Raw genomic sequence first — 20,781 nt, 5'->3', positions numbered from 1 at the left:
CATTCTCCATGGCATCGGGCACAGCGGATTCGGGCAACGGCGAGCGCTATGCGGCGCTGCCCGCGGCCTCTTCGATATGAAGACTGCCGGCCAGTGTTTGCGCTGACACCCTAAATGTCAAGGCGCCGCGCCATGCTGCCGCGCAGCATCCGTACGGCATGCTGCAGCGCGTTCCGCACCCTTTGCCGCGCCGCGCGCATGTCATTGCGCGAGGGGCGGATTCAGACAATAATCGGAGCGCCCGCTGCCAGCCATCCGTCCCGACCCGGATCGCACCCGACGCCACCACGCCATGCGCATCAAACGAGAATATCAATCCTGGGTCGCGAATGAAACGCTGGAGGATTACGCGCTGCGCTATGCGGCACGCTCTTACCGGCGCTGGTCGCCGTTCACGCTGGCCAACACGGCCATCGGCGGCGTGTCCTTCCTGGCGCTGGAAGCCATCGGCGCCAGCGTCACGCTCAGCTTTGGCTTCCAGAACGCGTTCCCGGCCATCCTGCTGGTCTGCGCGCTGATCTTCCTGATCGGGCTGCCGGTGGCATACCACGCCAGCATGGCCAACGTGGACATCGACCTGCTCACGCGCGGCGCGGGCTTCGGCTATGCCGGGTCCACCATCACCTCGCTGATCTACGCGTCCTTTACCTTTATCTTCTTCGCGCTGGAGTCGGCCATCCTGGCCCAGGCGCTCGCCATTGCCACCGGCCTGAACCTGACAGTGGGCTACCTGGTCTGCTCGCTGGTGATCGTGCCGATGGTGTTCTTCGGCGTCACGCTGATCAACAAGCTGCAGATGTGGACACAGCCGCTGTGGGCGGTGCTGCTGGTGCTGCCCTTCGCCTACATCCTGCGCCACGATCCCGGCGTGCTGGCGCAATGGGCGGCATTCACCGGGCGCGATGCGGCCTCGCCGGCGTTCAATGTGCTCGCGTTTGGCGCGGCCACCGGCGTGCTGTTCTCCCTGATGGGCCAGATTGGCGAGCAGGTGGACTACCTGCGCTTCCTGCCCGACCGCACGCCGCAGAACCGCTGGAGCTGGTGGAGCGCGCTGCTGCTGGCGGGCCCGGGCTGGATCGTGATCGGCGGCCTCAAGGTGCTGGCGGGTAGCCTGCTGGCGGTGCTCGCGCTGCGAGCCGGCGTAGCCGCCAATCACGCGATGGAGCCGATCCACATGTACGTGTGGGCATACGGGCAGGTATTCGATCGGCCCGAGGTGGTGCTCGCGGTGGCGATGCTGTTCGTGCTCGTGTCGCAGATCAAGATCAACGTGACCAATGCCTATGCGGGCTCACTGGCCTGGTCCAATGTGTTCGTGCGGCTGGCGCACTACCATCCGGGCCGCGTGGTCTGGCTGGTGTTCAACGTGCTGATCGCACTGTTGCTCACCCTGCTGGGCATCTTCAGCACGCTGGAGGCCGTGCTGAGCGTGTATTCCAACCTGGTGATCGCCTGGCTCGGCGCCCTGGTGGCCGACCTTGTCGTGCTCAAGCCGCTGGGCATCAGTCCGCGGCACATCGAGTTCCGCCGGGCCTACCTGTATGCGTTCAACCCGGTGGGCTGCGGCGCCATGCTGATTGCCTCGCTCGCCGGCATCGGCGCTTACTCCGGCTTGCTTGGCGCGCTGGCGCAAGCCTATTGCGCCTTTATCGCGCTGGGCGCTTCGTTCGCCAGCGCCATCCTGATCGCTTATGCGACCCGCGGCCGGTACTACATCGCGCGGGAAGACCCACACCCCCTCGACAAGCACACCGACGAGCCGATTCGCTGCTGCATCTGCGAGCGCGACTACGAAGCACCGGACATGGCGCACTGCCCCTTCTATGCGGGGCCGATCTGCTCGCTGTGCTGCGGCCTGGACAACCATTGCCACGATGCCTGCAAGGCGCCTGGCACCGCCGCGCAAATGCAGGCGGCGCCGTGGCAAGGCAGCTTCCTGCGGATACTGCCGCCGCATTTCCTGCGGCGGCTGGCGCGCTTCCTCGGCCTGTTCGTGATTGCCGCGGCGGCCATGGGCGCCGTGTTCCTGCTCGCCTACCGGCTGATCGGCGAAGGCCATGCCTCGCACGCCGACGGGATCGGCGGCCTGCTGCTGCGCGTGTACTCGGCCACCCTGCCGCTGCTGGCTTTCGGCGCATGGTGGATCGTACTCTCACACGAAAGCCGCGAACTGGCACAGGCGGAACTGATGGAGTCGCTGCGCCATCTCGAGTCCGCGCGCAAGAACCTGGTGGACGCGGAAAAGATGGCCTCTCTCGGCGGACTGGTCGCGGGCGTGGCGCATGAGATCAACACGCCGGTGGGCATCGCCGTCAGCGCCGCCTCCTACCTGCAGGACCGCACCAGCGCCACGCAGGCGCTGGTGGCGAGCAACGAGCTGGCACCCGAGGCGCTGCAGCGCTACCTGTCGGACGCCGCGCAATCCGCCCGTTTGCTGTTGTCCAACGCCAACCGCGCGGCAGAGCTGGTGCAGAGCTTCAAGCAGATGGCGGTCGACCAGACCAGCGAAAAACGGCGCAGCTTCGACCTGGGCGACTATATCCGCGAGACCGTGGTCAGCCTCGACCCGCGCCTGCGCGACACGCATGTGCAATTGCTGATCGACTGCCCGGCCGGCGTCGCCATGAACGGCTACCCCGGCGCGATCGCGCAGATCCTCACCAACCTGGTCATGAACTCGCTGGTGCACGCATTCGGCAGCGGCGACACAGGCCCTGTGCGCGGCACCATCCGCATCGCCGCCCGGCTCGCCGCCGGTGACGAAGTCGTGATCCGCTACGCCGACGACGGCAGCGGCATTCCCGATGCCCTGCATGAGAAGATCTTCGAGCCCTTCTTTACCTCGCACCGCGGCAAGGGTGGCAGCGGCCTGGGCCTGCACCTGGTCTACAACCTGGTGACGCAGCGCCTGGGCGGCACCATCGCCGTGGGCCATGCGGTGGGCACCGATGGCGGCGGTACCGTCTTCACCCTGCGCATGCCCCGCATCACACCCTCGGCAAAGGCCACCATCCCGATCGTATCCGCCAGGACTCTGCCATGAACTCCTCTTTGTCCATGCCCGCGTGGCAGGTCCTGCTGGTCGACGACGACCCCGACGTGCACGAGATCACGCGCCTGGTACTGATGGACCTGACCTTCTCCGGGCGCAAGATCCAGTTCCACAGCGTGTATTCCGGCGAAGCCTGCAGGGCCCACCTCGCCCGTCACCCCGATACCGCGCTCGTGCTGCTCGATGTCGTGATGGAAACCGACGATGCCGGCCTGGCCACGGTGCGCTACATCCGCGAGCAACTGCGCAACCCCGACCTCCAGATCGTGCTGCGCACCGGGCATCCCGGCATGGCGCCGGAGCGCGAGGTGGTGACCGGCTACGAGATCAATGGCTACTTCCTCAAGACGGAGATGACCGCGCAGAAGCTGACCTCCGTCGTCATCGGCGGCCTGCGCGCGTACCAGTACGTCAAGGCCTTGCAGCAAGCCCATGCCCTGCCCAAGCCAGTACCGCGGGCGCCCGAGCTACCCACCTCCGAGGCAGCTAGCGACGCGCAGGTCGAAGCTGCCATCGAGCAAGCGCTGCACAGCGGCCAATACCGGCTGCAAGCCGTCTCCCAGTTCGACCTGGGCTCCGCCGCCATTGCGGCCATCGCGCTGCTGCCGGCGTGGCCGGGCCCCACCGGCTGGATGCCGCATGCCGAGATCGCCAACTACGTGCGCAGCCCGGGCCTCATTGGCGCGATCAATGCCGTGCTGCTGCGCCGCGCCTGCGAACTCGCGCTAGCCTGGCACTCGGATCCGCAAGCCGCCCTATCCGGCCCGGCCCGCGTCAGCGTCCCCATCCTGCTGCCGCTCATGGCCGGCGCCGAGGAGTCCGAACTGCTGGCGTTGCCGGAGCTGCTCCGCCAATACCTGCGCGAGACCGCCCAGGCCGGCAGCGGGCTCGACCTGCAATTGCCGGGCATCCTGCTGGGCACCGCCACGGAAGCCGCCCGCCTTGCCTGCGCCCGCATCCAGGAGCAAGGCGCATCCGTCACGCTGGCCGACGTCGGCAACACGCCCATCTCGCTGGCCAACCTGCAGCGCTTGCTGCCCGACCGGCTGCAGATTCCCCAGGACTACGTGCGTAACGTGGCAACCGATGCCAAACGCGCCGCCATCGCGCGTGCCGTGATCGCGCTGGCGCACACGCTCGGCATGCAGGTACTGGCCAATGGCCTGGCCAGCTCGGAAGAACTGCAGTTCTTCAAATGGGAGGGTTGCGACATTGGGCAGGGGGACGTGCTGGGCAGCGTTTGGGAGACCACGGGTCGCGGCTCGCCAGGCGCTTAGCGTGCCGCGGCACCCGGCTCGGTGATGGCGCTGTAGACCAGCGTGCGCAGCTGGCGGCGCACCGGGTAGGCGGACGACGGCAAGAGCTGGGTCAGGAACAGTCCGATCAGGTCCTCCTGCGGATCGACCCAGAAGAAGGTGCTGGCCGCTCCGCCCCAGAAGAAGTCGCCGGCGCTGCCGGGAATCAACGTGGTCGCCGGCGTCACCGTGGTGGCGAAGCCGAGCCCGAAGCCAACGCCATCATAGGTGGCTTCGCTGAACATGGAGCGCGACATGCGCGGCAGGTCCACCCCGCCCGGCAGATGGTTGGCGGTCATCAGCGCCAGGGTCTTCGGCCCCAGCAGGCGCACCCCATCGAGCTCACCGCCTTGCAACAGCATGCGTGCGAAGCGCATGTAGTCAGCCGCGGTGGACACCAGGCCGCCACCGCCGGAGATGAAGCTTGGCGGTTTCAGGTAGGGGCTGGTGCGGGGATCGTCCTGCAGGACCGGCGCGCGCGCGGATACTACCTTCGAACCGAGCGAGCCGACGGCGTAGCAGGCGCAAAGGCGCGAGGCCTTGTCTTGCGGCACGTGGAAGGCAGTGTCAACCATGCCCAGCGGATCGAATATGCGTTCCTTCAGGAAGGTCTCGAAAGGGATTCCGCTGATCTTGCCGACAAGATAGCCCAGCACGTCGGTGGCAACCGAGTAGTTCCAGGCCTCGCCCGGCGAGAACTCGAGCGGCAGCTTGCCCAGCTTCGCGATCATGTCGTCCAGCGTGCCGCCGGTGGCGAGTTCGCCCAGCATCTGCTTGCGGTAAGCGGCGTCGACGTTGGTGTTCTGCTGGAAACCATAGGTCAGGCCGGACGTATGGCGCAGCAGGTCGACCACCAGCATCGGGCGCGCAGCCGGGCGCGTCTGGAAGCTCTCCATGAAGCCCCCGGCATAGACGCCCAGGTTTTCCCATGCCGGGATGTACTTGCTGACCGGATCGTCCAGGGCGATCTTGCATTCCTCGACCAGCATCATGACCGCCACCGAGGTGACGGGCTTGCTCATCGAGTAGATGCGGAAGATCGAATCCTCGGCCAGCGGAACCTGCCGCTCGCGGTCAGCCAGGCCCAACACCGAGTTCAGCGCCAATTCGCCGCGCCGCCACACCTGGATGAGCGTGCCGGGCAACTTGCCGGTGGCGACATAGGCGTCGTCGATGAAACGTTCGACCCGCCCAAGCCGCTCGCGGGACATCCCCTGCGTTTGCCTGCCTTGCATATCCGTGTCTCCTCATTGATACCGTAGGTGAAATGCCGGCTCGCTGGCTGAAAATGCCGCTCGCTCGCACCTCGCCATCATGACATCGGCGCCTCCCCACGCCAAGCGGGCTGCGCGGGCAGCGGCAACATTCAATGAAACCGGAGAAGCGGTGGGCCGGCGCCTGCCGCACGGATCGCATCGACTCACCGAAGGATGCGATGAGGTATGCGGCCCCTGCCCTTACTCCAGGGTCACATTGGCCTTCTTGACCAGGGCAGCATAGCGCGCCGCTTCGCTCTGGAAGAACCTGGCGGCTGCCTCCGGCGTGCTGGGACTGATCGTATTGCCCTGCTTCTTCATCACTTCCAGCACGTCCGGACTGGTGAAAGCCTTGGCGAACAACGTGTTGAGGCGCTTGACCTCGGCCGGCGGCAGCCCTGCGGGGCCTACCACGGCAAACCAGCCCTCGACCGCGTAGTTGGGCAAGCCTTGTTCTGCGATGGTCGGAATATCCGGTGCGGCCGGCGAGCGCGTCGCGCCGCACAGGCCGATCGCGCGCAGGGTGCCGCTCTTCAGGTGGGGCACCACGGCGTTCAAGGCCACGACCCCCATCTCCACCTGGCCCGCAATCAGGTCGGTCATCATCGGTCCGGTGCCTTTGTAGGGCACATGGCGAGCCTTGACATGCGCCTCATCGAGGAACATTTCCGCGGCAAGCTGGATGATGGTGCCGTTGCCCGACGACGCATAGTTGAGCGAATCGGGCTTGGCCTTGAGCAAGGCAATGAGTTCCTGCACGTTCCTGGCGGGAACCTTGGGGTTGACCACCAGGACCAGCGGCGTGGAGCCGATCACGCTGATGGGCGTGAAGTCCTTGATCGCGTCGAACGGCATCTTCTTGTACACGCTCGGGTTGATCACGTGGTTGTTGGAGAACAGGCCCAGCGTGGTGCCATCGGGTGGCGCCTTGGCCACCGCCGCCGCGCCGGTCATGCCGCCGGCGCCGGGAAGATTCTCGATCACCACTGGCTGGCCCAGGCTCTTGCCCAGCGCAGGCCCGGCAGCGCGTGCGATCGCGTCCACGCCCGAGCCAGCGCTGATCGGCAGGATCAGGCGCACCGGCCGGCCCGAGCCTTGGGCCAGCACGGTGCCGGCCGGCAAGGCAAGCATAAGTGCGATCGCCGAAACGGCCATGCCGAGTGCTGCCCGGCGCGAAAGGGGGAATGCCATGTCTGTCTCCGTATGTTTATCGTTCTGGTCCGCGTGGCCGTCCGAAGCCACGTGGCAATGCGGGAGGATTCAGTCCGGGGCACGCGCGCCCAGGCCGGACAGGATTTCGTCGTTGTGCTCGCCAATGCCCGGCAGCGGCATGCGCACGCCGGGCCTGCGTCCGCCCATCAACAGCGGCAGCAGCACAACGTCGGTGGTGCCGCCGTCCTCGGTCTGCATCGGCACCAGGCCACCGCTTGCTCTCAGGTGCGGGTCATCGAGCAGTTGCTCCGGACGCATGATGGGCGCGTAGGGAATGCCCGCGGCTTCGAGCTTCGGCGAAAGCGCTTCCACGCGATGGTCCTTGAGAATCTCGCCAAGCCGCTCCAGCAATGCCGGGCGTACCGCCACCCGCATCGCGTTGGTGGCAAGCGCCGGATCAGCGGCCAGGTCGGGACGTTGCAGCACGTCGCACAAGGTGTTGAACTGCTTGTCGCTGACGGCCCCGATGAAGAGCTGCTCGCCTTCGGCCAGCGTGAACACGTCATAGACGCTCCAGGCGGACACGCGCGACGGCATCGGCGGCGGCGGCTCGCGGGTCATCGAGAACTGCTGCATATGCTGGGACGACAGGAACACGCAATTCTCGAACAGCGCGCTCTGCACTTCCTGCCCCTTGCCGGTACGGTCGCGCTCCCGCAGGGCAGCCATCACGCCGATGGCGCCGAACATGCCGCCCATGATGTCGTTGACCGAGGTGCCGGCGCGCAGCGGGCGGCCCTTGGGCCCGGTCATGTAGGACAGGCCGCCCATCATCTGCACGACTTCGTCGAGCGCCAGGCGGTGTTCATAGGGACCGGGCAGGAAGCCCTTGTGCGAGACGTAGATCAGTCCGGGAAACCTGGCGGACAGCGTCGCGTAATCCAGCCCGCATTTCGCCATCAGTCCCGGGCGGAAGTTCTCCAGCAACACATCGCACTGGCCAACCAGCTCCGCTGCCGTGGCCTGCCCTTGCGGGGTGGTGATATCGATGACGACGCTCTTCTTGTTGCGGTTGAACGAGCGGAAGAAGCCAATGCCAAGGCCGGGCAGGTTGCGGGTCTTGTCGCCACCGGGTGGCTCGACCTTGATGACTTCGGCGCCCAGGTCCGCGAGGATCATGCCGCAGGTCGGGCCCATCACCATATGGGTGAACTCGACCACGCGGACGCCGGCGAGCGGCAAGGAGGCATGTTCAGCGTGCATGGTTCTCTCTCAGGCGGACAGCCGCATCGGCAACCGATACGGGAAATGTCTTGGGCAGGCCGGCGCGCCACAGCGTGCCGTGCAGGGTTTCATGGGGCAGCCAGCCGGCCACGCGCTCGCGCAGCGCCAGCAGACGGCTGATATCGATGCCGGTATCGAAGCCCATGCTGCCCAGCAGGTAGGCCAGGTCTTCGGTAGCGACATTGCCGCTGGCGCCGGGCGCGTGCGGGCAGCCGCCGATGCCGGCGAGGCAGGCATCGAAGCGGGTCACCCCGACCTCCAGGGCGGCATGGACGTTGGCCAGGCCAAGCCCGCGCGTGTCGTGGAAGTGGCCGCACCAGAAGCGGTCGCCGGCCATTGCCGTGGCGCGTTCGAACAGGCGGCGGACCATGCCGGGATCGGCGTAGCCCACCGTGTCGGCCAGGCTCACGCGATCGGCGCCCGCGTCCAGCAGGGCCTGCATCAGCCGCAGCACCTCGTCCGGATCCACATGACCCTGGATCGTGCAGCCAAAGGCCGTGCCCACGCCGCCTTCAATCAGCGTGCGGGAGCCGGCCGCGTCGCGCTCGGCGCGGATCCTGGCGACTTCGGCTACGACTTCGTCGGGGGTCTTGCGCAGGTTGGCCAGGCTATGCGCATGGCTGGCGGAAAGCGGTACCAGCATCAGGTCCGCGCCGCTGGCGATGGCGTTCTCCGCGCCCCGCAGGTTCGGCACCAGGACCGAGACGAACAGCCCCGGCAGCGACCTGGCAAAGTCCACGAGTTCCGCGGTATCGGCAAGTTGCGGCAGCAGCTTCGCCGGGACGAACGAGCCGACTTCGATCTCCCGCTGGCCCGCCGCATAGGCCGCCTGGATCCACTCGCGCTTGGCGCAAGTCGGCAGGATGGTGGCGATGCTTTGCAGCCCGTCACGCAGCCCGACCTCGCGGATCACGGCTTGGCGCGGTGCCGATGGAATGTGCGTTGTCATTGGATCTGTGTCCCCTCGGAGATTAGTGCTTCAGTCTGGCCTATGCACTCTATGTTGTTCCAGCCTAGGCCAGAAGCGGTAATCAAGAAGCGCCAGCATTCCGGATTGGAACATCTAAGCGAATCACTCCGAAGCGTGCTCAAGCCAGCGGCCCGCCGACTGCCGCACATGAGGTGCCAAGTGCCACCGCTCGTGTCCAGCCCGAGGAATTTCCGGTGATGACAAGAAACGTTAAGATGGCCGCACTTAATTTCCAGACTGGAAATCCACCGTTGAAGGCTTTCGATGCGTGATCTAGACCTCACCTCCCTGCGCCTGTTTGTTGCGGTTTGCGAGACCCGCAACATGGCGCGCGCCGGCGAACAGCAGCACATCGTGGCTTCGGCCATCAGCAAGCGGCTGGCGCAGCTGGAAGACACGGTGGGCGTCACGCTGTTCGAGCGGCGCCGGCGCGGCGTGATCCCGACCGCGGCGGGTGAGATCCTGCTTGAGCACGCTCGCGCCATGCTGGCCGCGGCTGATCGCGTGGAGCGCGACATGGCCGACTACGGGACCGGCATCAAGGGGCAAGTCCGCTTGCTGGCCACCGTATCGTGCATGGCCGAGTCGCTGCCCGACGATATCGCGAGCTTCCTGCAGGTGCCCGAGCATCGGGACATCCGCGTCACCGTCGAGGAAAGCCTCAGCCGCGACCTCGTCCGCGCATTGCGTGAGGGATCCGCACCGTTGGGTATCTGCTGGGATGCCGCGGATCTGGAAGGATTCCGGACCCGCCCCTATCGCAGCGATGCCCTGGCGGCCATCGTGCATCCCGAGCATCCGCTCGCTAGCCAGGCGGATTGCACGTTTGAGCAAACACTGGAGTTCGACCACATCGGGCTGCCCGGGCAGACGGCTGTGCACACCATGCTCGCGCGCGCCGCGGCCATCATCGGCAAGCCGATGGCGTACCGCGTGGTGGTTTCCTCGTTCGATGCGTCCCTGCGCTGCGTGCGCGCGAATCTGGGTCTTGCCATCATGCCCCGCGAGGTGGCCGAGCCCACTTACGCCGGCTTTGGCGTACGGGTGGTCCCGCTCACCGATACCTGGGCGCAGCGCCGCTTCGCGATCTGCATGCGCGACGAGGCAAGCCTTTCGCCAGCGGCAAGGCTGCTGGTGGACTACCTGGAACAAAAGGCGGCAGGCTGACGGCACGCCTGCGCGCATCGCCTTGCGCAGTCGGCGCAGACTGGTATCACGATGACAAGGCGTACAACAAACCGAGGGCTAGCAGCCATCCGGTCAGTTTCAGGTAATACCCGCCACCGTGATGAGGTTGGCCTGTGCGTAGTGCATTGCGGCTGTGCGGCATCATGTTGCTCACCGGTTTGGACAGTCCACAGATTAAGAACTCGTCCATGCAAATGGCGTAGAAAGCTATCGGCCAGGCATAAACAGCCCGTAAATGTCCATCTGCTGCCGGATGATTCCCCACCTACAATGAATTGTCGGGCCGGGCCAGCTTGGACCTTTGCCTTGTTGCGGGCAGCCGCAGGCTACGGATGACGGTCCGGCAAAGGAGCATGATCGATGCGCTCGCCAGGGATATCCGGCCTGCGCCTGAGGCGCATTACCGCCAGGGTTGCGGTTGGCATCATCGGCCTGATCGTCATCGGCCGCCTCACCGGCATGCTGGTTGACTGGCTGTGGTTTTCCTCCATCGGCTATGTCAACGTCTTCTGGACGGTCCTTGTCACCAAGGTGCTTCTGTTCGCCGCTGTCTTCGCTGCGTCGGCTGGCGCGATCTGGGTGTCGGGATCGCTGGCGCACCGCTATGCGAGCCCGCCCGGCTCCTGGAAGGCAGAGGTCTTGAGCGAGCTGGTGGGCGAAGTCGCGCCGCACCTGCCCTGGCACGCCGCCATCGCCGGTGCCGCCGTCCTCCTGGGCCTGCTCCTCGCCACCAGCGAAATCCCGGACTGGGACCTCGTGCTTCGCTACCTCAACCAGGTGCCCTTTGGCAAGGCCGATCCGATCTTTGGCAAGGACATCGGCTTCTATCTCTTCTCGCTGCCCGCCTATCTTGCGCTGAGGAACTGGCTGCTACTGCTGCTGTGCTGCAGCGCTGCGGCGGCGGCCACGGTGTACGGAATGCGCGGCGACATCGCCTGCATGCGCTCGCCGCGCGGGCTTTCACCCGCGGCCGCGGCCCACGGCTCGGCCCTGCTGGGCCTGTTCTTCCTGCTGCAGGCCTGGTCCTACTGGCTCGACCGCTTTCTGCTGCTCTACGGGGACAACGGCGTGGTGGTAGGCGCCAGCTATACCGATATCCATGTGGGGCTGCCAGTCCTGTGGCCGCTGATCGGCCTGGCCACCGCGGCCGCAGCCGCCTCGTGGGCCAATATGCGCTGGCGGGGCTATCGCATTCCTGCCGCCTCGGCGCTATCCGTGTTCGGCAGTGCATTGGTACTGGTGCTGATCTACCCGGCGCTGTTCCAGCGTTTCTATGTCAAGCCGAACGAACTGCAGCTGGAGACGCCCTATATCGCCCACAACATTGCGCTGACGCGCGACGCCTATGGCCTGGCGCAAATCTCGGTAAAGCCGTTTCCCGCCGAGCAGAACCTCGATCTCGCCGCGCTGCAGGCCAATCGCCCGACCATCGACAACATCCGCCTGTGGGATCTGCAACCGTTGCGCGATACCTACGCGCAGTTGCAGGAGATCAGGACCTATTACAAATTCCTGGCGACGGACATCGACCGCTACCGGTTCGACGCCCGTTACCAGCAGGTGATGCTCTCGGCGCGGGAGCTGGAGCCGTCGCTGCTTCCTGCCAATGCCCAGACCTGGGTCAACCTGCATCTCCTGTTCACCCACGGCAATGGCGTCGTGATGTCGCCGGTCACGGAGAAATCCGCGGAAGGCCTGCCTACGCTTTACCTGAAGGATATTCCGCCTGTCTCCAACGGCGGCCCGCCCATGGTCGAGCCGCGCCTGTACTTTGGTGAAGGCGGCAAGGGCTATGTGATCGTCAACGGCAACGCGCCCGAATTTGATTACCCCAAAGGCGATGAGAACGTTTATACGACCTACCACGGGCGCGACGGCGTCGCGATCGGCAGCATGGCGCTGCAGGCCCTCTTCGCCTGGCAATTCGACGATCCCAACATCCTGGTGACCAGCTACATCACGCCCGCGAGCCGGATCCTGCTCCATCGCAATATCCAGGACCGGGTGCGCACGATCGCCCCGTTCCTCAGCCTCGACCATGACCCCTACATCGTCGTCGGCGGCGGGCGGCTTTTCTGGATCCAGGATGCCTATACCACCAGCCGCTGGTTCCCATACTCCCAGCCGGGCACCGGTGACGGCGACAATTACATCCGCAACGCGGTCAAGGTGGTGATCGATGCGTACAACGGGACAGCCGATTTCTACATCAGCGACGCCGCCGATCCCGTCGTACGAACGTACCAGCGCATTTTCCCGGGCCTGTTCAAGCCGCTGGGCGCGATGCCGCAAGACCTGCAGCAGCATATCCGCTACCCCGAAGACCTGTTCCTGATCCAGGCGCAGGTCTACCGCGCCTATCACATGGAAACGCCGGAAGTCTTCTACAACCGCGAGGACCTCTGGCAGTTCCCGCGCAAGCAGGCCGACATCGATGCGGGCACCGGCCCCGGCATGCCCATGACGCCCTACTACATGATCGTGCGGCTGCCCGCGCAGCCGCGCGCCGAATTCGTGCTGATGCTGCCGATGGTGCCCAGCCAGCGCGAGAACATGATTGCGTGGCTGGCGGCGCGTTGCGATCCGCCTGACTACGGCAAGCTCGTCGTCTATGCCTTTCCCAAGGACAAGCTGGTCTATGGGCCATTCCAGATCGAGGCGCGCATCCAGCAAAACACCGAGATTTCGCAGCAGATTTCGCTGTGGAACCAGATGGGGTCGCGCGTCATCCGCGGCCACCTCCAGGTCGTGCCCATCGACAACTCGATTCTCTACGTCTCGCCGCTCTACTTGCGCGCGGAGTCCGGTCAGTTGCCCGAACTGAAACGGGTGATCGCCGCCTATGGCGACCATGTGGTGATGGAGGAAACCTTGGGCGCGGCCCTGGCGGCGCTCTTCAAGGAGGCGGCCCCGGTGGCGGCCGCGCCCGGTGGCGCACCAGACGGCCGCGCCCGCGAGGCACTCGCCCACTATGACCGCGCCATGGAGCGATTGAAGGCAGGCGACTGGGGCGGCTTTGGCGCGGAACTCGATGCGCTGAAGCCACTGCTCGAAGCGCTCGGCGCCGGGCGCGCCGATACGCAGAAATGACGAACGATCATGCAAACGACCGCGCCCGCCGCCGAGCCGGCGAAAAAGGCCGACGCTCGCTTGCAACGGCTAGAATGATCGCCAACGACCGCCGCACATTGTTCGCTCGCCCTGGAGGAAGACCCATGAAAGTCTGGATCGCAATGGCCGTTGGTGCGCTTGGATGCGCCATGGCGTTCCTGGCGGGTCCGGCTTGCGCCGCGGACACGGCGACGCTGACCATTGCCGCCGGTGCGCAACAGCGCAACTGGACGCGGGATGCGCTGCTGAAAGACCGCCGCCTGACCGACGTGACGGTGGACGACGACAACCTGAAACGCCGCCTGACGTTCAAGGCGATTCCCTTGGCCGCCCTGCTGCGCGGCATGCCGGTGACGGCCGACGCGAGTGCGACGACCGCAGCCAGCGATGGCTATGTCTCTCACCTGCCGACGCGCCTGTTGCTGGCCGATAGCGCCGACGAGCCGCGCGCCTGGCTCGCGGTGGAAAATCCTGCCGCGCCGTGGCCGACGCTCAAGGGCCAGGACATCGGGCCGTTCCGCCTGATCTGGACAGTGCCGGCGGGCCGCGCCGCTTCCCTTGTCAACGAGAGCCTCTGGACGTACAGCATCGTGCGCATCGACATCACCGCGCCGCCGGCGGAGCGCTTTGCGGCCATCCGGCCCGCCCCCGGCCTGCCGGCGGACGGCGCGGTCATGCGCGGCTTCGCGACGTTCCAGCGCGTTTGCTTCTCGTGCCACTCCCTCAACCGGGTCGGCGACGCGCACCTTGGCCCCGATCTGAATGTGCCGCACAGCGCCGTCGATTATCTGGGCGACGACAAGCTGGCCACGCTGATCCGCGACCCGCAGTCGCTGCGCTGGTGGCCCAACGCGCGCATGTCGGCGATCGACGAAAAAACGCTGTCCGACGCGGATCTGAAGGACTTGCTGGCGTATCTGCATCACATGGCTGGGCGCAAGGTGGCTGCGCCTCCCGCAGGTTCCTGAGTCCTGATGCGCCCGTGCCGCATGGCATGGCACGGGCCAGCATCCGGTTCAATTGGCGATGTGATAGGTGACCGAGTGCGCCTCAACCGGCGACACCACCTCCCACCTGTGGAGCATTCTCTCGATGGCGGCGTTGGTCAGCGTGGTGTCGCGCTTGCGGTTGCGCGACAGGATGGTCTGCTCCGCGGCCTCCAGATAGACGACATTGACTTCGGCGCCGTACGCGAACAGCAAGTCGAGGGTTTTCGCGCGCATCTGCCGGCTCAGGTGCGTCGCGTTCCAGATGAACGGCCTGCCCTCGCGCAGCAGCGCTTTTGCCTGGTCGACGGCAAAGTGCATCGCCGCGCCCTCGTTCTTCCCGTATTTCAGCCCGAGGGCCTCGCGTGCGTCGTCAAACCCCACAACCGGCAGACCGGCGCAGCATGTCTTGATCCAGGTGCTCTTGCCTGTGGCCGGCAGGCCGCTCAGGACCGTCACGGTGGAGCCCGCCTCGCGGTGGTAAGCATAGTCCGGATGGACGTCTTCGCCCCGGAGGTAGCGCATCCGAGTCCAGCGGTCCGCGAAGGCGCGCGGCTGGCCGTAGCATCCCTCCTCGCGCGCCAGCTCGCGAAACAGCGCGATGTCGACCAGCACGTCTTCGCTGTCTGCGCATACCCGCCCACGCATGTCGGCCTCGGCCAGCGCCGCCAGCTCGCGTATATCGAGTTCCAGCGACAGGCGCCGCACCACCATCTCGGCGGACTCGCCGGACCGGCTTCCCCGGATGGCATAGAACGGCAGCTGATGCACGTGGATCAGCCGGCAAACCGCTTCGCGCAAGGCAAAGGGCACACCGCTGCGCCACAACAGCACGCGCGCATCGACCGCGCCGCGCGCCGAGTGGCCCGGCTGGCCGATCGCCCCGGTTTGCGGGTCTACCCGCGTGGTGGCTGGCTTGGCGATGTCGTGCAGCAGCGCCGCATGGAACAGGACAAAGCGGCGCTCGGGAGTGGCCATCGCATAGTCATCCAGCCCCACCAGGGACTGGACCACCAGCTTGGTATGGGTCCAGACGTCGCCCTCCGCGTGATAACGCGGATCCTGCGGCGTGCGGCGCAACGGCTCCAGGCATGGGAATGCCGCCATCAAGGCCTGCCAGTCCGGGTCGACACCCGGGGCAGGCACGAGTGCCATCAGGCTCGTGTAGGCAGGCGCCCGCAGCACAGGTGCCGTGCGCAGCGATTGCTGGTTCGCTGCGGTCAACAGGTCGGTCATTTCCATTGCGGCTCTCCTGCGCGCTCACGCATGTGGTTCTGCTCGAACGCGTGGTTGTGCATCCAGTGCGCGTCCGTCTGCACATGCCCGCTGCGCACGAACTTCGCCACGCAGCGCCTGAAACCGGCATAGGGGAACGCGCCCGCGATCCGGACCACATAGCCCTCCATCCGCTCGCGCTCACGTTCGCCCCAGAGGGCTTGGATCGCCGCGGCGTCGAACACGCCGTCGTAAAGCACCGGCACCGGCTCGATACCGAGCAAGGCAAACCACTCCAGCGTTTCATCCCAACCGAGGCATACGTTACGCGCGTTCCAGATCGAGAACCCAAGGAAGAACGAAGCCAGGTCGCGGTAACGGATCGAATGCATGGCGAACAGGTTCTCGCCGCAGACGCGCCAACCCTGCGGAATATCCATGCGCATCGCGCCCCAGAATCCCTTGAGCCAGTCACGGCTTGGATGATGGCGGCTGTCCAGGCTCCTGGCGTGCATGCCCGTGCGGTAGAGCGAGGTGTTTTCTCCGTCCATCTTGGACGTGACAATCACGCGGCAGCCCTGGAAGGCATTCAGGGACTCGATCCTCCGGTCATCGTCGCTAAGTCCTGGCGACCACGGCAAATGCAGCGTGCGCGGATACTTCACGCGATCGGCAATCGGGTCGGCAGGGTTGGTTTCCCGAAGCGCTTCGGGTTCTTGCATCGTCATTTCGAACTCCAGAAAAGATTGGAGCCGACGATGGGATGGCGCGTGGTGGCATTGGCGGTGCCCCGGCAGGCAACTCAGGCCTGGGACAGCGTAAGCGCTTGAGGCAAGCACAGCAGGCGAAGAGCGCGGGCGCGCCATCGGCACTCTGCGTGTGCAGGTGTCGTCGGCATCAGAGGGTGATGGCGGACGTGCGGGGCACTTTACTCTCCAGGAACAAGGGGTGAACGATCAACTGCACAAGCGTGCAGGTGCCGGATATTACACAGGCGGCGCGGCTGCGTAAATCGTGCGTTGTTCGCTTTCCACACCACGCCCGCCCGGAGCCGCGGCCCGATTGGCGCTTTGCAGCGTGGCACGGGCGGGCCGTGCGCGCCCAATCCCGGCATAATCCGCAAGAGATACCCAGACGAGCCGGCGCAAAACATGAACGACTGTCCCCGATGCGCTCAACCAGGGCTTGCCGCTTCCCTTGGCGAGGTTACCCATGACATTGCGGCCCCAATACCAATCAGGAAGCCGGTCGGCAAGCCGCCGATCTTGCCGGCGATACTTCTGCCAGCCGCCCTTGCGCTGGCACTCGGCCACGGCCACGACGGCTGGGCGGCGCCCCAGGCCGAGCAGCCCACGCTAAGCATCGAAGAGCGTGCGACGGAGCCGCCCCAGCTGTTCCCCCCGACTTACGATGAAGCGGTCACGGCGCTGATCCGTGCGTTTGACGTTGGCGCCATTCTTGCGGCTGGCCTGGACCAGGCCTTTGCCAGGCTGCCGGCGAAAATCGGGCCCATCCCCAAAGAGCGCTACACGCGATGCGCCCGCGCGAAGCTCTCGCCCGAGGTGGTCGAGGCGGCAGTTCGGCCCGCGCTGGCACCGGAGATCCAGGATGCCGGACTGGCGATGCGGCTGGCGCGCTTGCTGGGCTCGCCGGTCGGGCGCAAGACCAAGGAGGCGGCGCTGTCGGGCAAGGAGATAGCTGAAGCCGGCATTACGGGTGCCGACCTGCTCGAATTCAACCGCTTCATGGAGAACCCCGCATTGAAGGCCTTCCTTGAGCAGGGCGGGCTGCGCCGGGTCAAGGATGCCGTGACCCGTGCAATCAGGGTGGAAAGCAAATCGGCCTCGGACGCTTGCGTCAAGGAGCTGATGCCCCTGTACCGCCTCACCAACGAGCGCTCGGCCTGATGCCCCCCTTGCGTCCGGCACGCCGTGAAATATCGTTACAGTTGTAATCCCCTGCAGTGCGGCGGCATGGCTAGAGTCAGCTTATTGCGACTGCAAGATGAGGATCGACATGCAGCAAGGTAACTTCTACGCGCTGGGGCTTGGCGCATTTGTCCTGGCGCTCGCCCAGCCCGCATTGGCACGCGTCGATGTGGACCTGAACGTCGGCGTGCCTGCGCCGGTGGTGGTGGCGCCGGCCTACCCCGCGCCCGTGTATCAGGCTCCGCCCGCCTATCCCGCCCCCCCGCCGCCCGCGGCCTATCCTGCGCCGGCTCCGGTCTATGGGCCCCCTCCCGGTTATGTCGGATATGGGCCGCCAGTGGTGGTGGCGCCGGCGGTGGTGATCGGGTGGCACGGTGAGCGCTACTGGGATGGACGGCGCTGGTGGGGTCGCCGCGACTGGTATGCCTACCATCACCCCTACCGGCGCTGACGAGCGCATCTCCGGGATGCATGTGATACATGTGATGCAGGCGTGACCCGAGGGTGGCGCGGATGCAACGGCCCGGACCGCATTTTATTAATGTTGATTACAAAGAAAAACCGCCCCGGCAAAGGGGCGGTTTTTCGTTCTGGCGTACTGCCGTGGTAGTGCCGTGGTAGTGCCGTGCCTCAGTGGCCCTTCGGACCGAAGGTGTACTCCCCATCCTGGTAATCCACCGGCACCACATCCTTGGCGGCGAACTTGCCTTCGAGGATGAGACGCGCCACCGGGTTCTCGATCTGCTGCTGGATCGCACGCTTGAGCGGACGCGCCCCGAACACCGGATCGTAGCCAGCGCTGGCGATCTTGGCCAGCGCAGCTTCGCTCACCTCCAGCGTCATGTCCATGCGCGCCAGCCGTGCCGTCAGCCGCTCCAGCTGGATGCGGGCGATCGACTCGATATGCTGCTGGTCGAGCGAATGGAACACCACCACCTCGTCGATACGGTTCAGGAACTCGGGCCGGAAATGCGTCTTCACTTCCTGCCATACCGCGCCCTTGACCGCTTCGTGCGGCTCGCCGGTCATTGCCTGGATGATGTGCGATCCCAGGTTCGAGGTCATCACGATCACCGTGTTCTTGAAGTCCACCGTGCGGCCCTGGCCGTCGGTCAGGCGACCGTCGTCCAGCACCTGCAGCAGCACGTTGAAGACGTCCGGGTGGGCCTTCTCGACTTCGTCGAGCAGGATCACGCTGTACGGCTTGCGGCGCACGGCCTCGGTCAGGTAACCGCCCTCTTCATAGCCCACGTATCCCGGCGGCGCGCCGATCAGCCGGCTCACGCTGTGCTTCTCCATGAACTCGCTCATGTCGATGCGGATCAGGTGGTCCTGCGAATCGAACAAGAACTCGGCCAGCGCCTTGCACAGTTCGGTCTTGCCCACCCCGGTGGGGCCGAGGAACAGGAACGAGCCGTAGGGCTTGTTCTCGTCCGACAGGCCGGCACGCGAGCGCCGGATGGCGTCCGACACCAGGCGCACGGCCTCGTCCTGGCCCACCACGCGGCGGTGCAGGTAGTCCTCCATCTGGATCAGCTTCTCGCGCTCGCCCTGCATCATCCGGGACACCGGGATGCCGGTCGCGCGGCTTACCACCTCGGCGATCTCCTCGGCGCCTACCTGCGTGCGCAGCAGCTTGTTGGGCTGCTTCTGCTCGCTGGCTTCGGCGACCGTGGCGGCCTTGAGCTTGCCTTCCAGTTCTGGCAGCTTACCGTACTGCAGCTCCGCCACCTTGTCGAGCTTGCCTTCGCGCTGCAGGCGCGTGATCTCCAGGCGGATCTTGTCGATCTCTTCCTTGAGCGCGGCTGCGCCCTGGGCGGCACCCTTCTCGGCCTTCCAGATCTCTTCGAGGTCGGCGTATTCCTTCTCCAGGCGGCCTATTTCCTGCTCGATCAGTTCGAGCCGCTTCTTCGACGCCTCGTCGGTTTCCCGCTTGACGGCCTCGCGCTCGATCTTGAGCTGGATGGTGCGGCGCTCGAGCTTGTCCATCACCTCCGGCTTGGAGTCGATTTCCATCTTGATGCGCGCGCCGGCTTCGTCGATCAGGTCGATGGCCTTGTCGGGCAGGAAGCGGTCGGTGATATAGCGATGCGACAACTCCGCCGCCGCGACGATGGCCGGGTCGGTGATCTCCACGCCATGGTGCAGCTCGTACTTCTCTTGCAAGCCGCGCAGGATGGCGATGGTGGCCTCCACGCTGGGTTCGTCGACCAGCACCTTCTGGAAGCGGCGCTCCAGCGCGGCGTCCTTCTCGATGTACTTGCGGTACTCGTCCAGCGTGGTGGCGCCGATGCAATGCAGTTCACCGCGCGCGAGAGCCGGCTTGAGCATGTTGCCGGCGTCGATCGCGCCCTCGGCCTTGCCGGCCCCGACCATGGTGTGCAGCTCATCGATAAAGACGATGGTCTGCCCTTCGTCCTTGGCGATGTCCGACAGCACGGCCTTGAGGCGTTCCTCGAACTCGCCGCGGTACTTGGCGCCGGCCAGCAGCCCAGCCATGTCGAGCACCAGCACGCGCTTGCTCTTGAGGCTTTCCGGCACTTCTCCGTTGACGATGCGCTGGGCCAGGCCTTCCACGATAGCGGTCTTGCCCACGCCCGGCTCGCCAATCAGCACGGGATTGTTCTTGGTGCGGCGCTGCAGGATCTGGATGGTGCGGCGGATTTCGTCGTCACGGCCGATCACGGGGTCGAGCTTGCCGATGCGGGCACGCTCGGTGAGGTCCACGGTGTACTTTTTCAGCGCTTCGCGCTGGGTTTCGGCGTCGGCGCTGTTGACCGAATCGCCGCCGCGCACGGCTTCGATGGCGGTCTCGAGCGATTTGCGCGAGAGGCCGTTTTCACGTGCGATGCGGCCGGCCTCGCCCTTGTCATCGGCCACCGCGAGCAGGAACAGCTCGCTGGCGATGAACTGGTCGCCGCGCTTGATGGCCTCTTTCTCGGTGGCGTTGAACAGCGCGCTGAGTTCGCGCCCGACCTGGACCTCGCTGGTGCCCTGCACCTGCGGCAGGCGCTTGATGGCGGCATCCAGCGCGGTGGTCAGGCCGCCGACGTTGACGCCGGCACGCGCCAGCAGCGCACGGGCGGCGCCGTCGTTCTGCGCCAGCAAGGCGCGCAGCACGTGCAGCGGGTCGATGTATTGGTTGTCGTTGCCGATCGCCAGGCTCTGGGCATCGGCCAGCGCTTCCTGGAATCGGGTAGTCAGTTTGTCAAGTCGCATTTAGGAGCCCTCTTTTTCGGATGAGTGCCCGATGCGGTAGGCAAGGCGCTTGCGCCCCGGCCTGCCGATCCCGCCACGCGGGCCGGACACTGGTGTCTGATCGAAAGATAAGGCTTTGCGCGTGC

General features: G+C 65.8%; 14 protein-coding genes. 7 read left to right on the top strand and 7 right to left on the bottom strand.

Annotation, left to right across the window (positions count from 1 at the left end; translation table 11 throughout):
* Positions 1 to 292 precede the first annotated feature (292 nt).
* Both AC1RQK_RS35085 and AC1RQK_RS35080 read left to right on the top strand, forming a co-directional pair.
* A complete protein-coding gene (locus tag AC1RQK_RS35085; protein WP_492813980.1) occupies positions 293 to 3,043 on the top strand; it encodes an ATP-binding protein in 2,751 nt (916 codons plus the stop codon).
* A complete protein-coding gene (locus AC1RQK_RS35080; protein ID WP_492376184.1) occupies positions 3,040 to 4,329 on the top strand; it encodes an EAL domain-containing response regulator in 1,290 nt (429 codons plus the stop codon). The genes AC1RQK_RS35085 and AC1RQK_RS35080 overlap by 4 nt, the downstream gene beginning before the upstream one ends.
* On the opposite strand, the gene AC1RQK_RS35075 is transcribed toward AC1RQK_RS35080, so the two are convergent.
* From AC1RQK_RS35075 to AC1RQK_RS35060, 4 genes are all read right to left on the bottom strand, one after another.
* Positions 4,326 to 5,582 (bottom strand): serine hydrolase domain-containing protein, encoded by a 1,257-nt coding sequence (locus tag AC1RQK_RS35075; protein WP_416048890.1) that lies wholly within the window; start codon positions 5,580 to 5,582, stop codon positions 4,326 to 4,328. The two genes, AC1RQK_RS35080 and AC1RQK_RS35075, sit on opposite strands and share 4 nt — an antisense overlap.
* Before the next feature lie 222 nt (positions 5,583 to 5,804).
* The gene (locus AC1RQK_RS35070; RefSeq protein WP_492813978.1) at positions 5,805 to 6,794 is read right to left on the bottom strand and encodes a Bug family tripartite tricarboxylate transporter substrate binding protein; all 990 of its coding nucleotides are present in this window, start codon (positions 6,792 to 6,794) and stop codon (positions 5,805 to 5,807) included.
* Positions 6,795 to 6,863: 69 nt separating this feature from the next.
* Positions 6,864 to 8,018 carry a CaiB/BaiF CoA transferase family protein gene (locus tag AC1RQK_RS35065; protein ID WP_492813976.1) on the bottom strand — a complete coding sequence of 385 codons (1,155 nt, stop codon included), beginning with the start codon at positions 8,016 to 8,018 and terminating at the stop codon, positions 6,864 to 6,866.
* The gene (locus AC1RQK_RS35060) at positions 8,008 to 8,988 is read right to left on the bottom strand and encodes a hydroxymethylglutaryl-CoA lyase (RefSeq protein ID WP_492813974.1); all 981 of its coding nucleotides are present in this window, start codon (positions 8,986 to 8,988) and stop codon (positions 8,008 to 8,010) included. Before AC1RQK_RS35060 ends, AC1RQK_RS35065 begins: the two co-directional genes overlap by 11 nt.
* A gap of 285 nt (positions 8,989 to 9,273) precedes the next feature.
* Between AC1RQK_RS35060 and AC1RQK_RS35055 the strand changes: the two genes are divergently transcribed.
* The 3 genes from AC1RQK_RS35055 (at position 9,274) to AC1RQK_RS35045 (ending at position 14,276) form a co-directional block, all read left to right on the top strand.
* Positions 9,274 to 10,176, top strand: coding sequence for a LysR family transcriptional regulator (locus AC1RQK_RS35055; RefSeq protein ID WP_492813972.1), 903 nt, complete (start codon positions 9,274 to 9,276; stop codon positions 10,174 to 10,176).
* 381 nt (positions 10,177 to 10,557) lie between these two features.
* On the top strand, positions 10,558 to 13,287 hold the full coding sequence (locus tag AC1RQK_RS35050; protein ID WP_492376178.1) for a UPF0182 family membrane protein: 2,730 nt from the start codon (positions 10,558 to 10,560) through the stop codon (positions 13,285 to 13,287).
* Between the two features lie 125 nt (positions 13,288 to 13,412).
* Entirely contained in the window at positions 13,413 to 14,276 is an 864-nt protein-coding gene (locus AC1RQK_RS35045) for a cytochrome c (RefSeq protein WP_492376177.1), read from the top strand.
* Between the two features lie 48 nt (positions 14,277 to 14,324).
* On the opposite strand, the gene AC1RQK_RS35040 is transcribed toward AC1RQK_RS35045, so the two are convergent.
* A complete protein-coding gene (locus AC1RQK_RS35040) occupies positions 14,325 to 15,449 on the bottom strand; it encodes an AAA family ATPase (RefSeq protein ID WP_492814026.1) in 1,125 nt (374 codons plus the stop codon).
* 77 nt (positions 15,450 to 15,526) lie between these two features.
* Positions 15,527 to 16,237 carry an RNA ligase family protein gene (locus AC1RQK_RS35035; RefSeq protein ID WP_492813970.1) on the bottom strand — a complete coding sequence of 237 codons (711 nt, stop codon included), beginning with the start codon at positions 16,235 to 16,237 and terminating at the stop codon, positions 15,527 to 15,529.
* Positions 16,238 to 16,774: 537 nt separating this feature from the next.
* Between AC1RQK_RS35035 and AC1RQK_RS35030 the strand changes: the two genes are divergently transcribed.
* Together AC1RQK_RS35030 and AC1RQK_RS35025 are read left to right on the top strand one after the other, a co-directional pair.
* On the top strand, positions 16,775 to 17,416 hold the full coding sequence (locus AC1RQK_RS35030; RefSeq protein ID WP_492376175.1) for a hypothetical protein: 642 nt from the start codon (positions 16,775 to 16,777) through the stop codon (positions 17,414 to 17,416).
* A 109-nt stretch (positions 17,417 to 17,525) separates the two neighbouring features.
* Entirely contained in the window at positions 17,526 to 17,888 is a 363-nt protein-coding gene (locus tag AC1RQK_RS35025; RefSeq protein WP_459371228.1) for a hypothetical protein, read from the top strand.
* 179 nt (positions 17,889 to 18,067) lie between these two features.
* Here the strand turns inward: AC1RQK_RS35025 and clpB are convergent, their stop codons facing one another.
* Entirely contained in the window at positions 18,068 to 20,656 is a 2,589-nt protein-coding gene (gene clpB / locus AC1RQK_RS35020; protein WP_492376398.1) for an ATP-dependent chaperone ClpB, read from the bottom strand.
* Between the last annotated feature and the right edge of the window lie 125 nt (positions 20,657 to 20,781).

This window comes from Cupriavidus sp. GW822-FHT02D05, from assembly GCF_058802485.1.
Note: the sequence above shows the minus strand (reverse complement) of the source record. Positions and strands in the feature narration are given on the sequence as shown.